Source organism: Nautilia abyssi (assembly GCF_055388085.1).
On sequence record NZ_AP042376.1, the window covers coordinates 1,568,919 to 1,583,520 of the forward strand.

At 31.1% G+C, this 14,602-nt stretch carries 16 protein-coding genes; all 16 read left to right on the forward strand.

Going from position 1 to position 14,602, the window contains the following annotated elements:
- Nucleotides 1-15: 15 nt before the first annotated feature.
- Genes ACZ5EP_RS08230 through rfaE1 form a run of 16 tightly spaced genes read left to right on the forward strand, consistent with a single transcriptional unit; the run spans nt 16 to nt 14,566 of the window.
- Nucleotides 16-933 (forward strand): glycosyltransferase family 9 protein, encoded by a 918-nt coding sequence (locus ACZ5EP_RS08230; protein ID WP_464508723.1) that lies wholly within the window; start codon nt 16-18, stop codon nt 931-933.
- Nucleotides 923-1,792, forward strand: a complete 870-nt coding sequence (locus ACZ5EP_RS08235) for a lipid A biosynthesis lauroyl acyltransferase (protein WP_464508724.1) — start codon at nt 923-925, stop codon at nt 1,790-1,792. The genes ACZ5EP_RS08230 and ACZ5EP_RS08235 overlap by 11 nt, the downstream gene beginning before the upstream one ends.
- Nucleotides 1,785-2,492: a glycosyltransferase family 2 protein gene (locus ACZ5EP_RS08240; protein WP_464508725.1), complete on the forward strand. Its 708-nt coding sequence runs from the start codon at nt 1,785-1,787 to the stop codon at nt 2,490-2,492. Before ACZ5EP_RS08235 ends, ACZ5EP_RS08240 begins: the two co-directional genes overlap by 8 nt.
- Complete coding sequence (rfaQ, locus tag ACZ5EP_RS08245) at nt 2,489-3,547, forward strand: putative lipopolysaccharide heptosyltransferase III (RefSeq protein WP_464508726.1); 1,059 nt, start codon at nt 2,489-2,491, stop codon at nt 3,545-3,547. The genes ACZ5EP_RS08240 and rfaQ overlap by 4 nt, the downstream gene beginning before the upstream one ends.
- Entirely contained in the window at nt 3,544-4,611 is a 1,068-nt protein-coding gene (locus ACZ5EP_RS08250) for a glycosyltransferase family 4 protein (RefSeq protein ID WP_464508727.1), read from the forward strand. The genes rfaQ and ACZ5EP_RS08250 overlap by 4 nt, the downstream gene beginning before the upstream one ends.
- Nucleotides 4,608-5,546: a glycosyltransferase family 9 protein gene (locus tag ACZ5EP_RS08255; protein ID WP_464508728.1), complete on the forward strand. Its 939-nt coding sequence runs from the start codon at nt 4,608-4,610 to the stop codon at nt 5,544-5,546. The genes ACZ5EP_RS08250 and ACZ5EP_RS08255 overlap by 4 nt, the downstream gene beginning before the upstream one ends.
- On the forward strand, nt 5,543-6,625 hold the full coding sequence (locus ACZ5EP_RS08260; protein ID WP_464508730.1) for a glycosyltransferase family 9 protein: 1,083 nt from the start codon (nt 5,543-5,545) through the stop codon (nt 6,623-6,625). The genes ACZ5EP_RS08255 and ACZ5EP_RS08260 overlap by 4 nt, the downstream gene beginning before the upstream one ends.
- Nucleotides 6,615-7,175, forward strand: coding sequence for an acyltransferase (locus ACZ5EP_RS08265; RefSeq protein ID WP_464508731.1), 561 nt, complete (start codon nt 6,615-6,617; stop codon nt 7,173-7,175). Before ACZ5EP_RS08260 ends, ACZ5EP_RS08265 begins: the two co-directional genes overlap by 11 nt.
- Nucleotides 7,172-8,317 (forward strand): glycosyltransferase, encoded by a 1,146-nt coding sequence (locus ACZ5EP_RS08270; protein WP_464508732.1) that lies wholly within the window; start codon nt 7,172-7,174, stop codon nt 8,315-8,317. Before ACZ5EP_RS08265 ends, ACZ5EP_RS08270 begins: the two co-directional genes overlap by 4 nt.
- Nucleotides 8,301-9,623, forward strand: a complete 1,323-nt coding sequence (locus ACZ5EP_RS08275) for an O-antigen ligase family protein (protein WP_464508733.1) — start codon at nt 8,301-8,303, stop codon at nt 9,621-9,623. The genes ACZ5EP_RS08270 and ACZ5EP_RS08275 overlap by 17 nt, the downstream gene beginning before the upstream one ends.
- Nucleotides 9,601-10,608, forward strand: coding sequence for a glycosyltransferase family 4 protein (locus ACZ5EP_RS08280; protein ID WP_464508734.1), 1,008 nt, complete (start codon nt 9,601-9,603; stop codon nt 10,606-10,608). The genes ACZ5EP_RS08275 and ACZ5EP_RS08280 overlap by 23 nt, the downstream gene beginning before the upstream one ends.
- The gene (gene waaF / locus ACZ5EP_RS08285) at nt 10,592-11,473 is read left to right on the forward strand and encodes a lipopolysaccharide heptosyltransferase II (protein ID WP_464508735.1); all 882 of its coding nucleotides are present in this window, start codon (nt 10,592-10,594) and stop codon (nt 11,471-11,473) included. The genes ACZ5EP_RS08280 and waaF overlap by 17 nt, the downstream gene beginning before the upstream one ends.
- On the forward strand, nt 11,470-11,958 hold the full coding sequence (gene gmhB / locus ACZ5EP_RS08290) for a D-glycero-beta-D-manno-heptose 1,7-bisphosphate 7-phosphatase (protein ID WP_464508736.1): 489 nt from the start codon (nt 11,470-11,472) through the stop codon (nt 11,956-11,958). Before waaF ends, gmhB begins: the two co-directional genes overlap by 4 nt.
- Nucleotides 11,955-12,950: an ADP-glyceromanno-heptose 6-epimerase gene (gene rfaD, locus ACZ5EP_RS08295; protein WP_464508737.1), complete on the forward strand. Its 996-nt coding sequence runs from the start codon at nt 11,955-11,957 to the stop codon at nt 12,948-12,950. The genes gmhB and rfaD overlap by 4 nt, the downstream gene beginning before the upstream one ends.
- A complete protein-coding gene (locus ACZ5EP_RS08300) occupies nt 12,931-13,143 on the forward strand; it encodes a four helix bundle protein (RefSeq protein WP_464508739.1) in 213 nt (70 codons plus the stop codon). The genes rfaD and ACZ5EP_RS08300 overlap by 20 nt, the downstream gene beginning before the upstream one ends.
- A complete protein-coding gene (gene rfaE1, locus ACZ5EP_RS08305; RefSeq protein ID WP_464508740.1) occupies nt 13,136-14,566 on the forward strand; it encodes a D-glycero-beta-D-manno-heptose-7-phosphate kinase in 1,431 nt (476 codons plus the stop codon). Before ACZ5EP_RS08300 ends, rfaE1 begins: the two co-directional genes overlap by 8 nt.
- Nucleotides 14,567-14,602: the final 36 nt, after the last annotated feature.

Sequence of the window (14,602 nt, forward strand, 5' to 3'; positions counted from 1 at the left end):
AATTTAAAGGAAACAATGGATACGATAATAAAACTGAGTTCTTTAGGTGATATTATACATTCTTTGGTTGTTTTGCCAAAACTTGAAGAAAAAATAGATTTTGTGGTGGATGAATCATTTAAAGATATTTTACAAAACAATCCTTATATTAATAACATTGTGCCTGTAAATTTAAGAGCCGCTAAAAAAGATAAAAAGCAGCTTTGGAATATTTATAAAGAGCTAAGACAAAAAACATATCAAAACGTATACGATTTGCAGGGGCTTATAAAAAGCGCTCTGGTTGCGAGAATAATAGGAAACGAAGTAATAGGGTACGCAAATCCGAGGGAAAAGATAGCTTCAATTTTTTATGATAAGAAAATAAAATCAAAAAAGAAGTTTGCCGTTCAGAGATATTTGGAGCTTTTTGAAATGGAAGATGACGGTTATTTGATTAATCACCCGAAACTGCTGTTTTACAAAGACAGGGAATTTGAATGTTTAAGCCGTGAGAGAAAAAACATAGTTTTTATAATAGGTGCGAGCTGGGAGTGTAAAAAAACGCCTCTTCACGTCTGGACAGAGCTTGCTGAATATTTTAAAAACGAAAATATAATAGTTCCGTATGTAGGCGAAAATGAAAAAAAAGAAGCGTTTTTTATAGCCGATAAGGCCAAAAACGTTACACCCGTAAGTTTAAACCTGAATGATTTAAAGGCTTTGATAGATAAAAGCGATTTGTTAATCGGAAACGATACGGGGCCTAGCTTTATAGCTTGGGCGAATAATATTAACAATGTTATTTTATACGGATGTACTTATAACAATAAAATTTTAGAAAACAGGTATTCTAAAAGTGTAGAAATTCAAAACAAAGAAATAAACAAGAGGTTAAACGTGATGGATAAAATGGATGTTAAAAACATAATAAAGAGAACAGATGAATTTTGATAATATGTTTTATTACGGATATCTGTTTTTAGAAAAATTACTAAAAATATGTCCTGATTTTATGAAAAAATATTTAAAAAAAATATTGACGTTTCTGTTTTATAAATTTGATTCAAAAAGAAAAAAGATAGTATTTGTCAATCTTGATTTAGCTTACGGAGATACTCTTTCAAAAAAAGAAAAAGAAAACATAGCAAAAAAAGTTTATGAAAACTTCGTAAGCAATCTGTTTGAATTTATCGAACTTTCGAAAATGAGTAAAGAGGATTTGGCCAAAAAAGTTGAATTTGAGAATCTCGAAACGGTAAAAAATGAACTTCAAAAAGGACCTGTAATTTTTACAGGGGCACATTTTGGAAACTGGGAAATCGCGGTTTTGGCAATAGGCGCTTTTGTAACTCCCATCAGTGCCGTTGTAAGAGAGATAGACAATCCGAAACTGAACGAAAGAATTAAAAAAATTCGTGAAAAATTCAATGTAAAAATATACGGTAAAAAAGGCGCTCTTAAAAATTTAATGAGAGATTTGAAAAACGGAAGAAGCATAGGAATTTTAGTTGATCAGAATACATCTAAAGAAGAAGGGTTAGATACCGAATTTTTCGGTAAAAAAGTTCTTCAGACACCAAGCGCTGCTCTTCTTAGTAAAAAACTGAAAGTTTCTGTTGTTATGGGTTTTGCAGAAAAAAAAGACGATAAATGGGTTATAAGCTTTAAAGATGTGTTTGTTTGTGATGATATTCAAAGCTGTGTTGATAGGCAGTCTAAAATAATTGAGGAAGAAGTTAAAAAATATCCGGAATTATGGTATTGGTTTCACAGAAGGTTTAAGCATTATTACGAGGACAGATATGAATAAGCTGAGTGTCGTAATAATTACGAAAAACAGTGCAAAATTTATAGAGGGCGCGGTTAAATCCGCTTTGTTTGCCGATGAGGTTTTGATACTTGACAGCGGAAGCAGTGACAATACATGTGAAACGGCTAAAGCTATGGATGCGAGAGTTGAATTTCAGGAATGGCTCGGATTTGGAAAACAGAAACAAAAGGCTGTCGATTTAGCAAAAAACGACTGGGTTTTTGTGCTTGATTCGGATGAGAGGATAACCGCTGAACTTCAAAATGAAATAAAAGCCATATTGAAAAATCCGGAATTTAACGCGTATTATGTTCCGAGAATAAATGTTTTTTGGGGCAGGGAAATAAAGCATTTAGGGCTTTATCCTGATTATTCCGTAAGACTTTTCAATAAAAAAAAGGCAAAATTTAACGAAAAAGAAGTCCATGAAAGCGTTGAATGTGAATGTGAAATCGGGTATTTGAAAAATCCTATGAAACATCTGGCGTATGAAAGCATTGAGGAATTTATCGATAAGCAGAACAGATATTCAACGCTTGGGGCGAAACCGAATAAATTAAAAGCTTTTATTTCTCCTTTATGGACGTTTTTTAAGCTGTATTTTATAAAGCTCGGATTTTTGGAAGGCTGGGACGGCTTTGTAATCGCAAGGCTTTATTCACAGTATACTTTTTGGAAATACGTCAAGGGGAAAAAATGAAAATTTTGGTTATAAAATTCAGAAATATAGGAGATGTTCTTTTAACTACTCCTTTAATTAAAAATCTGAAGATGAATTTTCCCGAGGCACGGATTGATGTTGCGGTAAATAAAGGCACGGAAGCCATGCTTAAAGGGAATCCGAATATAAACAGGATTTATACATATGACAGAAGCTATTATAAATCTCTTCCGAAATTAAAACGTTTTATTGAAGAATATAAATTTTTAAAAAGTTTTAAAAATTATGATGTGGTGATCAATACAACTGAAGGAGACAGGGGCGCTTTTATAGCAAAATTCAGTAATGCAAAGATAAAGATCGGTTATAAAGTCAATAAAAATATTATGTTGAAAAAAGCATTTAATTTTATAATGCCAAAGCCGCCACTTATGAGACATATTATTGAGAATAATTTGGATGCTTTAAGGATTATAAATAAAGATATATATGAAAAAAAAGTCGAAATTTTTTGGAGTAATGAGGATATTGAGAAAGTAAAAAAGTTAATACCGGATAATTTTATTCATATTCATCCCGTTTCGCGTTGGCTATTTAAATGTATAGATGATAAAATTATGGCAGATATTATTGATTTTTTATATGAAAAAGGTCAAAAAGTTGTAATAACGGCGAGTCCTGATAAAAAAGAAATAGAAAAAGTTAATAAAATTTTATCTTATTGTAAAAATAAGCCGATAAATTTAAGCGGAAAACTCAGTTTAAATCAGGTGGCATATCTTTCAAGCATAGCTAAACTGTTTATAGGAGTAGATACGGCTGTTATGCATATGGCGGCGGCTGTAGATACTCCCGTTGTGGCGTTTTTCGGTCCAAGCGGGGCGTTTAACTGGGGACCGTGGGATAATGAGCTGTTTGAGAGTGGATATACGAAAAAAAGCGGAATTCAAACAATGGGAAAACATACGGTTATACAGCATGACTGGGATTGCATCCCATGCGGAAAAGACGGTTGTAACGGAAGTAAAGTGAGTGAGTGTTTAATGCAGTTTGATATGGAAAAAATTTTTAATATTATTGAGGAGAAACTGTGAGGATTTTACATACGGAATGGTCTGACGGATGGGGAGGACAGGAAATCAGGATAATTTCTGAAATGGAAGGTGTAAGAGAACAGGGAGTTGATGTAATGCTTGCCTGCAGGGAAGGAAGCAGGATAAAAGATGAAGCTTTAAAAAGAGGTTTTAAGGTTTATACGTTGCCGTTTAGAGGTAATTTGGATTTTAAAACGCTTTTTGAGTTAATGAAAATCATAAAAAGAGATAAAATAGATATAATTAATACTCATTCCGGAAAAGATACGTGGGTTGGTGGAGTTGCCGCAAAGCTTAGCGGAGCAAAGTTTATAAGAACAAGGCATCTAAGCAACAGAATAAACCCTTCAAGGACCAATTTTATTAACGAACTTGCGGATTTTATTATTACAACGGGTGAGAGTGTTAGGGAAGATATGATTAAATATAACAGAATAAACCCTGAAAAGATAATGTCAATTCCGACCGGAATAGATGATGAAATATTTGATCCTCAAAAGTATGATACAAATGAGTGCAGAAAAATTTTCGGTTTGGATGATAATAAATTTTATATCGGAATAGTGGCAGTTTTGCGTTCATTTAAAAGACACGATTTTTTTTTGGATATTGCCAATTATTTTAAAGATAATGAAAATATTGAATTTGTAATAGCCGGTGAGGGACCAAAAAGAGAAGAAATAGAAAAGAAAATAAAAGATTTAAACTTAAAAAACGTAAAACTTTTAGGACATATTACAAAAGTGCCCGAATTTTTAAAAGCTATAGATTTGCAGCTGTTAACATCCGATTCTAAAGAGGGAGTGCCCCAAAGTGTGATTCAGGGTCTTATGATGCAAAAAGATATAATAGCCGGCAATGTCGGAAGTGTGAGGGATTTATATAAAGACAACAACTTTTTAATGCTTAACGGTTTGGATTTAAACAAATGGGTTGAGGGTGTTAAAAAAATTTATAATAAAGAATTGCAGTTTAATAAAGACAGAGATTATATTGTTGAGAATTTTTCTAAAAAAGCGATGGTAAATAAAGTGCTTAGCGTATATGAAAAGGTTCTTAAATGAAAATACTCTTAATAAGAAACGATAATCTAGGTGATTTGATATGTACAACACCTGCAATTGAGGCTTTAAGAAAAAAATATCCAAATGCTCAAATTGATATCGTGGTTAACAGTTATAATTTTTTGGGGATCAGAAATAATTCTTTTGTAGACAATATATATGTTTATACTAAACCTAAACATGTAAACGGAGTTGGGGAAAAGTTAAAAGCTCTGTTTGGAAAAATTAAAATATTTAACGGTATCAGAAAAGAAAAATATGATGTAAGTGTTGTTTTTAGAAGTGAATATTCGCCGTCTGCGGAGCAATTTAGTAATATCAGCAAAGCTAAAATGAGAATAGGGGTAAAAGATAAAAAAGGAAGAGATAAATTTACGATTCATATAAAACCGGATAATAACAAACATGAAATAGAGTTTTGTTACGATTTCTTAAAACCTTTAGAAGTTGAATATAATAATGAAAAACCTTACTTTTATGTTGAAAATGAATATATTAAAAAATATAAACACTTAAAAAGCGCAATTCATTTTCATATTTCTTCAAGACTTAAAGAAAATCAGTACTCCAAAGAAAAGTTTAAAAAAATTATAGATAACTTAAAATATGAAAAAATAATAATTACTGCGGAACCTAAAGATTTTGATGATGCTGAGTGGTTGGAGAAAAACACCAAGGCTTCTTTTATAAAAACCAAATCATTACTAGATTTAGCTGGGATTATTTCAAATGATAAACTGTTTGTAACACTTGACGGAGGAGCTTTACATATAGCCCCGGCTCTTGGAATTAAAACAATAGCTATAAGCGGAAAGACAAATATGAATAAATGGTATCCGTGGGGATATAAAAATTTAGTAATTCAACATGAAAGTAAAATAGCCGAAAATATTGAACCAGAGACTATTATTAAAAAAATAGAGGAAAATATATGAGAATATTTAAGTATATTATTCCGTATATTTTACCTGAAAATCAAATTATAAAAACAGATTTGGTTCCTATGGAAGAAATTGATAAAATAGTCTGTTTCAGTAATACCGCAATTGGAGATACTCTTTTTAATACACCTGTGTTTAGAAGCTTGAAAAAACATTTTCCAGATAAAAAACTGATTGTGGTTATGAATCCTAATAATTATAAACTGTTTGAAAACAATCCTTATATTGATGATATTATTTTATATTCAGGGAAAACAAAACATTTTTTTAAAGCATTGAAAGAATTAAAAGAAATTAATCCTAAACTTATTTTAGCATTACATTCAAATGATCCTCAGGCCACTCCTCTTGCGGTTTTAAGCGGAGCAAAATATATAATAAAACTTCCAAATGATAAAAATCAGTTTACGAAATGGCATAGTAACGGTATAGTTTCTAAAAATCATAATGAGCATTTTATAAAAACAAGACTTAAATTTTTAAAATGGCTCGGAATTGAAGAAACTGATTGTCGAATGGATTTGTTTTTAAATGATGAATGGATTGAAGAAACAGAAAAAATATTGCCCAAAAATAAAAAGTTAATAGGATTTCAAATAGGGGCTTCTACAATTAGCAGAAGATGGTTTAATGAAAGATGGGTAGAACTTGGCAAAAAGCTTTTAAGTAAATACCCGGATATTAATATCATTTTAACCGGTGCCCCGAACGAAAAAAAGTTGACAGATGAAGTGGAAAGAGGAATTAACGATAAAAGAGTTTTAAATTTAGCCGGTAAATTTTCTTTAGGGGGAGCTGCGGCATTGATTGATAAACTTAATTTATTGGTTACGCCGGATACGGGTCCGCTTCATATGGCTATAGCTTTAAAGACTCCGACTTTAGGATTGTTTGTTGCGGGTGAACCTCAACAGACAAACGCCTGTTATGATTTGGATATTCATCCGTTTATTCAAAAGCCTAAAACATGCACACCGTGCATTGATAAAAAGTGTAAATATCCCGAGTGTATGAAACAGATTACTGTTGATGAGGTGTTGAAAAATGTTACAAGGCTGATGAATGAAATTTAAAGATTTTATATGGATAATGAAGCAAAAAAGAAACAGTAAAATATCATTGAAAATTTTTTTAAAAGGCAGTGAAAATATCACTATAGGGGCTCAATGTAAATTGCACAGATATTGCGAACTGGATGCTTCAAACAGAGGAAGGATTATTCTTGGAGATAAAGTAACTTTAAATCCGTATGTTTTTTTACAGGCTAATGTAAACGGTTATATTGAAATAGGAAATAATACTGAATTGAATAATTTTACAATTGTAAACTCAGGCGGCAAAATCATAATAGGTCAGAATGTTTTGATAGGACCGAAAGTAAATATTATTGCGTATAATCACTCATTTGAAAGTATTGATATTCCAATTAAAAAACAAAAGTCAAAAACAGCCCCAATAATTATTGAAGACGACGTCTGGATAGGAGCAAATGTTACAATTCTTCCTGGAGTAAAGATAGGTAAAGGAGCCGTAATAGGTGCCAACAGTATTGTTAATAAAGATATAGAACCTTTTAGTATTAATGTGGGAGTACCTTGTAAAAAGATAAAGGAAAGAAGATGAAAAAAATAGTTTTATTAAATGACAGTTTAATCGGAGGAGGTGCTGAGAGAATTACATTAAATTTAGCAAGAGGCTTTTTAAAAAAAGGATGTGAAGTTCATATAGTTTTAGTAAAAAATATCATCGAACATGAAGTTGATCAAAATATAAAAATACATACGTTGACCGATGACGGAGTTATATATAAAAATAAATTTTTAAATAAATTAGCTTTGGCTAAAAAACTTAAAAATACTATCCAAAATATTGAAAAAGACGGGAGAAAAGTTGATATGTATATCTCTAATGCAGAAGATATGGATTTACTCGGCAAAAAATTGAAACTTCCAAATTTTTATATAAGATACAGAAACTCTATGTATGAGTATTATGTAAGTAAATTTAAAAATAAAAAAGGCTTGAAAAAACTTTATCATAAATTCAGATTTAAAAGAAAATTTAAAAAAGTTTATGATAATGCTAATATTATTACAGTAGCCAAGGCTTTAGAAGACGATTTGATAAATAAAATGGGAATAAAACCAAAATTTATAAAAACAATATATAATCCTTTTGATTTTGAATATATAAGGAAAAAAGCAGAGGAAGACAATCCAAATATTCCTAAAGTGCCATATATTATTTATGCAGCTAAATTCGAGAACAGAAAAAATCAAAAATTATTGGTAATGGCATATAAAAAAGCAAATGTTGATATTCCGTTAGTATTAATAGGTAATACATATACGAAATCAGATAAAGAGTATTTAAATGAGCTTAAAAAACTGATTAAAGAATTGTCGTTGGAAGATAAGATTATATTTCCCGGATTTCAGAAGAATCCTTATCCTTGGATAAAAAATGCAAAATTATTTGCAATGTCTTCAAACAGTGAAGGTTTGCCTTTGGTTTTGGTTGAATCACTGATTTTAGATACTCCTGTAGTTAGTACGGACTGTCCTACAGGACCGAGTGAAGTACTTATCGGTGATTTAAAAGAATTTCTTTCTCCGGTAGGAGATGAGGATAAATTGGCACAAAATATTAAAAAAGCTTTAAATAATTATCCTCAAATAGACGATAAAATTTTAGAGAGGTTTAAACTGGATTATTCTATTAATGAGTATTTAAATTTAAAGGAAAATTATGATAAAATTTTTTAATGAATCTTTATTTTTGTATGTTTTTTTATTAGCAGTTATTTGGCCGCTTGGACATGTGATAGCTGTAAGAAATATATTAATTGGTTTAATTTTTATTAATTCCATTTTTTTATTTTATCTTAATAAAAAAAATGGAAATATTAAAAATTTCTATAAAGATAATGAAAGTTTAAAGTTAGGGATTTTATTATGCTTATTTTTTATATGGGTTCTAATAATTTCTATATTCTCTCCTTTTAAAAACTATTCATTGCATGAATATATACATCAGTTCTTTCCATTGATTCTTTTGGGTATTAGTGGATACTTTATAGTTAATTCTTTACAAAACTATAAAAAAATATTTGAAGCTATATTTTGGGGAATGTTTATATTAGTTATTTATCATGTGTTGTATTCTTTGCATTATTATATTTATTACAAGCAGTTACCGTTAAGAAGTTATGGTATAGTTGTTGGACTTGATGAAATTAATTTTATGATGCCATATATTTTTTCTTTTTTTGCCGTGGAATTTATTGCAAGAATTTTTAAACAGAAACACTTTTTACTTAATGTGTCTAATTCAACGTTAGTTTTTTTTATTTTATTATCGATATTTAGTATTATTGTACAAAATAAAAGAAATGGTTATATAAGTCTTATATTCTTAATTGTATCTTTATCTTTTTTTTACTATCTTTATAATATAAAAAATAATAAATTAAATTTATTTAATAAAAAATTGTTAATGACAGTTATAATTAGCATTTTGTTTTCAGTTACATTAGGTTTCATAGATTATAAATTGGATCCTAGATGGAAAGATTTTAAAAAAACTTTTAATATTGTTTTTATTCAGGATAATTTAGATTGGTATCAACATAAAATCCCTAAAGGAACAGATGATTCTACATACAGGAGAATGTTTTATTATAAAGAAAGTTTAAAATTTTTTAATGAAAACATTTGGGGATATGGTTTTGGTAGAAATATTTTTAGTAAAATAGCTTCTAAGAAATATAATATTAATTATCATGATCATGCTCATAGTGGTATTTTAAATATAATTTTAGGAGAAGGGTTTTTAGGATTTATTTTATTTAGTTTAATAATGTTTATATTAATGTATATAGGTATAAAAAACTTTTTATTGTATGAAAGTTTTTTTGGTTTACTGTTGTTTTATTTATCTACAAGTTTTTATTTTAGAAATTTTTTAGATGCATTGTTTAAAAACCATTATTTACAACAATTTGTATTTTTGGCTGTATTGAGTTTTTTTGCAATGAAAAGAGAAATGTATGAAAAAGATCACTCTTCTTAGGTTAAAGTCTTCTAAATTCGGGGGAGCCGAAGTTTATTTAAGCAGGCTTTCGGAGGAGCTTAAAAAAAGAGGAATAAAGTTTGATATCAAATATACATCTGCTCCTAAATTTTTATCAAGCTGGCTGAAAATCATTTGGTATAATCTTGAAGTTTGTCCATTTAAAGGTAATAAATTTTACTTTTCTTTGGAACGGGTAATTTGTCCTGATATTTACCGGGCGGGTGACGGAGTTCATAAAACATTTTTAAAAATTGAAAATAAATCAAAATTAAATCCTTTACACTTTGTTTATCTTTATATTGAAAAAAGAATGTTTAAAAATGCTAAAAAAATTATTGCAATTTCTAATATGGTAAAACGTAATATTATTGAAGAATATAATGTTCCGTCTGAAAAAATTAAAGTAATTTATAATGGAATACCTCTAAAAGAAAAAGTTCCTTTTGATGATATTAAAAAAGAATTTAATATTAATAATGAAAAAATTTTGCTTTATGTAGGAAGCGGATTTAAGAGAAAAGGCGTAAAAGAAGCATTGGATATTGTTTCGAAATTGAAAGGCAATTTTAAATTCTTTGTAGTTGGAAAAGAAAAAAATATTGAGTGGTATAAAAGCTATGCAAAAGAGCTTAATATAGAAAATAAAGTTATCTTTACAGGTCCGAGAAGTGATGTGGATAAATTTTATTCTATGGCGGATATTTTTATATTCCCTACAAAGTATGAGCCTTTCGGGAACGTGATTTTAGAAGCTTTGAATTTTGAGAATGTTGTTTTCACTACCGATATGTGCGGCGGCGGGGAAATATTGCCTGAAGAGTGGATAATAGATGATAATATTGTAAATAAAATCCAGGAACTTTTTGATGATAATGAAAAGCTTGAAAAGTTAAAGAAACAGGCAAAAGAAATTTCTAAAAATTACAGTATAGAAAAAAACGTAGATGAAACGATTAAGGTTATAAATGAAGTTATTAATTGAACCTCCCACATGGCTGGGTGACGCTGTAATGGCAAGCGGCGCGATAAAATCCGTTTTGGATGAGATTAAACCTGAAAAGTCTGTAATTTTCGGAAGTTTTGTAGCGACCGAGCTTTTGAAGGAATGGTTTGACGAGATGATAGTGATTGATAAAAAATATAAATTCAGGCAGTTTATGGATTTTCCGAAAGCCGATATGTTTATCAGTTTCAGAACCAGTATGTATTCCAAAATTTTGGGATTGAAGGCAAAAAAGAGTTTTTATTTTGACAAAAGTCTTTCAGGGCATATGGTTGAAAAATATTCGAAATATGTAAATACTATAATCGGAAAAAACGAAGTTTATTCGCCTGTTTTACCGTATAAGCCTAAACATTTTCAAAAACCGGTACTTGGAATAAATCCCGGTGCTACATACGGAAGCGCAAAGAGATGGTATCCGGAGGAATTTGCGAAAGTCGCAAATGCCCTGGGTGAGAAATATGACGTAATAATATTCGGAGGTCCCGGAGAAGAGGAAATAGCAAAGGATATTGAAAAAAACCTCACAATTTCAAACTATCAAAATCTGTGCGGTAAGTTATCCATTAAAGAACTTTGTGAACATATCGGAGGGCTTGATCTGTTTATAACAAACGACAGCGGTCCAATGCATATAGCAGCGGCTTATAACGTGCCGATTGTTGCGGTTTTTGGACCTACGAATTACAAAGAAACCTCTCCCTGGAGCAGTAATTACAAAATCGTTACAAAAGATTTGGAGTGTGCTCCCTGTATGAAAAGGGAGTGTCCTTTGGGACATCATGAGTGTATGAAAGAGATAAAAGCCGAAGATGTGTTAAAAGCTGTAAAGGAGCTTGTGTGAAAGCGGCGTTTTTAGATAGAGACGGAGTTATAAATATCGATACGGGATATGTCGGGAGAATAAAAGATTTTAAGTTTAAAGACGGAATATTTGAGCTTTTAAAACTGCTTCAAAATTTTGGATTTACCCTTTTTATAGTGACAAATCAAAGTGGAATAGCCAGGGGTTATTACAGCGAAGAAGATTTTTATAAATTAACTGAATGGATGAAAGAAGAATTTAAAAAAGAAGGCATTGAAATAAAAGACGTCCGGTTTTGTCCTCATCATCCCGACATTACGGGAGAGTGTGAATGTAGAAAACCCAAACCCGGAATGATTTTGGATCTGGCTAAAGAATATGGAATTGATCTAAAAAATTCGATAATGATAGGCGACAGTGACAGGGATATAGAAGCGGCTAAGCGAGCCGGAATAGAAAAAACGTTTAAAGTTGAAGAAAGCTTATATGATATAATTAAAAAAATAAAAAAGGAGTTTTTGTGAAATACTCTGATATAGATTTTAATAATAAAACCGTTGTAGTTACGGGCGGTGCCGGATTTATAGGAAGCAATCTCGCTTTTTATTTTCAGGAAAACTATCCGAACTGTAAAGTTATAGTATTTGATAAATTCAGAAGTGAAGAGACGTTTAGCAACGGAAATCTTAAAAGTTTCGGGCATTTTAAAAATTTGCTCGGATTTAACGGCATTATTATAAGCGGAGATATAAATAATAAAGACGATTTGGCAAGACTTGAAGAGTATGATATAGATTATATATTCCATGAAGCCGCTATATCCGATACTACGGTTGCCGATCAAAAAATAATGATTGATACGAACGTAAACGCTTTTAAGGATTTATGCGATTTAGCCGTTAAAAAAAACGCTTCCATGATTTATGCTTCTTCTGCAGCGACTTACGGAAACAGTGATAAATTTAGCGTGGGATTTGAAAAACCGAACAATGTATACGGATTCAGTAAACTGATGATGGACAATCTTGCAAAAGAATATTACGATAAAATCAGAATAGTAGGGCTAAGGTATTTTAACGTTTACGGTCCGAGAGAGTATTTCAAAAACAAAACGGCATCGATGGTTCTTCAGTTCGGGCTTCAGCTTTTAAGGGGTGAAAGTGCCAAACTGTTTGAGGGAAGCGATAAAATACTTAGGGATTTTATATTTATTGAAGACGTTATTCAGGCAAATATTAAATCGTGTGAAACTGAGAAAAACGGAGTTTATAACGTAGGCACAGGCAAAGCCAGAAGCTTTCAGGATATTGTGGATATTCTCAAAAGAGAGCTTAACATAAAAAGGGATGATACGTATATTCCTAATCCATATATAGGGCAGTATCAGTTTTTCACCCAGGCCGATATAGAAGATACGAAAAAATATTTAGGTTATGAGCCGAAATTTGAACTGGAAGAAGGTATAAAAGCGTATCTGCCTGAAATTATCAGGATATATGAAGAAGAGATTAGATAGTGAGGGTGAAGGTAGAAGAATGAAGGGGAAAAGAAATATCACTTTAGGCTCTTTATATTCATTACAAACGCAGTTGGAACTAACTTATGAACTTGGCTTTGTTAAAAGTATTGATGCAATTGATACTTTATCGATAGAAATAGAAAAAATGACTAATGCATTGATTAATTCTAAAAAGGATAATAATGAATAACAACCTTCAACCTTCAACCTTGGAACTTAAACCTAAAATTGCTGTAATAGGTGATTTTATGATAGACCACTACCTGTGGGGCAGGAGTGAGAGGATTTCACCCGAAGCTCCCGTGCCTGTAGTGGAAGTGCTTAAAGAAGAAGACAGGCTCGGAGGTGCCGGAAATGTCGTAAATAATCTTTTGGCACTCGGAAGCGATGTGCTTGTTTCAACCGTAGTGGGTAAAAATTCTGAAAGGCTTGTTAATCTTTTAAAAGAAAAAAACATAGATACCGCAGGTATATTTACGGATTTAAGCAGGGAGACTATTGTAAAAAGCAGGGTGATTGCAAGTAATCATCAGGTAATAAGATACGACAGGGAAACAAAAACTCCGATAACTTCCGAATATGAAGAAAAAATATTAAATTATCTCAATGAAAATATTGAAAAAATAGATTTGATACTTTTAAGCGATTACGAAAAAGGCGTTTTGACGAAATCATTAACGCAGAAAATAATTAAACTCGCAAACAGAAATAATAAAAAACTTATAATCGATCCTAAAAAAGATTTTTCTAAATATATAAACGCATGGATGATTAAACCTAATAAAAAAGAATTATCAACCGCTGCGGGGATGGAAATAAATTCTGAAGAAGATTTGATTAAAGCCGGATGGAAAGTTAAAAAAGAACTGAATCTAGATTTTCTGCTTGTGACACTCAGTGAAGAGGGAATGGCGCTTTTCGGAGATGAATATATAAAAATCCCTACGATTGCTAAGGAAGTGTATGACGTAACGGGTGCGGGCGATACGGTTTTGGCGAGTCTAGGGTATTATCTGAGTAAAAGCGGAGATTTAAGAAAAGCCATGAATTTTGCAAATGCGGCGGCGGCTGTTGTAGTAAGCAAAATTGGAAGCGCAACCGTTACGCTTGAGGAAATTGAAGAAACAGAAAGAAGAATAGACAACAGTGTGGATTATAAAATAGTGGATTTTGAAAAAATAACCCATATCGCAAATGACTTAAGGGCTCAAAACAAAAAAATCGTTTTTACAAACGGGTGTTTTGACATATTGCATTTGGGACATGTTAAGTATCTTCAAAAAGCAAAAGCCCTCGGGGATAAATTGATAGTCGGGGTAAATTCAAACGCTTCTGTGAGCAGACTGAAAGGGCCTGAAAGACCGGTAAATGACGAATATGACAGGGCTTATTTGCTGGCCAGTCTTGAAGTGGTGGATTTTGTGGTTATATTTGAAGAGGATACGCCATATGAGCTTATAAAACAGATTAAGCCGGATATTTTAGTAAAAGGAAAAGACTACGAAGGCAAAACTGTAGTCGGAAGCGATATAGCAAAAGAAGTAAAACTTATAGATTTTGTAGACGGAAAAAGCACCACGAATATAATTAAAAAAATGAAAAATGAAAAGTGAATTGAAGGATAGAAAATGGAAATGTTAAAAAACTGT

Excerpts from the sequence above, each read along its gene's own strand:
- ACZ5EP_RS08230 (WP_464508723.1), top strand. The coding sequence starts at position 16 with ATGGATACGATAATAAAACTGAGTTCTTTAGGTGATATTATACATTCT.
- ACZ5EP_RS08235 (WP_464508724.1), top strand. The coding sequence starts at position 923 with ATGAATTTTGATAATATGTTTTATTACGGATATCTGTTTTTAGAAAAA.
- ACZ5EP_RS08240 (WP_464508725.1), top strand. The coding sequence starts at position 1,785 with ATGAATAAGCTGAGTGTCGTAATAATTACGAAAAACAGTGCAAAATTT.
- rfaQ (WP_464508726.1), top strand. The coding sequence starts at position 2,489 with ATGAAAATTTTGGTTATAAAATTCAGAAATATAGGAGATGTTCTTTTA.
- ACZ5EP_RS08255 (WP_464508728.1), top strand. The coding sequence starts at position 4,608 with ATGAAAATACTCTTAATAAGAAACGATAATCTAGGTGATTTGATATGT.
- ACZ5EP_RS08260 (WP_464508730.1), top strand. The coding sequence starts at position 5,543 with ATGAGAATATTTAAGTATATTATTCCGTATATTTTACCTGAAAATCAA.
- ACZ5EP_RS08265 (WP_464508731.1), top strand. The coding sequence starts at position 6,615 with ATGAAATTTAAAGATTTTATATGGATAATGAAGCAAAAAAGAAACAGT.
- ACZ5EP_RS08270 (WP_464508732.1), top strand. The coding sequence starts at position 7,172 with ATGAAAAAAATAGTTTTATTAAATGACAGTTTAATCGGAGGAGGTGCT.
- ACZ5EP_RS08275 (WP_464508733.1), top strand. The coding sequence starts at position 8,301 with ATGATAAAATTTTTTAATGAATCTTTATTTTTGTATGTTTTTTTATTA.
- ACZ5EP_RS08280 (WP_464508734.1), top strand. The coding sequence starts at position 9,601 with ATGAAAAAGATCACTCTTCTTAGGTTAAAGTCTTCTAAATTCGGGGGA.
- waaF (WP_464508735.1), top strand. The coding sequence starts at position 10,592 with ATGAAGTTATTAATTGAACCTCCCACATGGCTGGGTGACGCTGTAATG.
- ACZ5EP_RS08300 (WP_464508739.1), top strand. The coding sequence starts at position 12,931 with ATGAAGAAGAGATTAGATAGTGAGGGTGAAGGTAGAAGAATGAAGGGG.
- rfaE1 (WP_464508740.1), top strand. The coding sequence starts at position 13,136 with ATGAATAACAACCTTCAACCTTCAACCTTGGAACTTAAACCTAAAATT.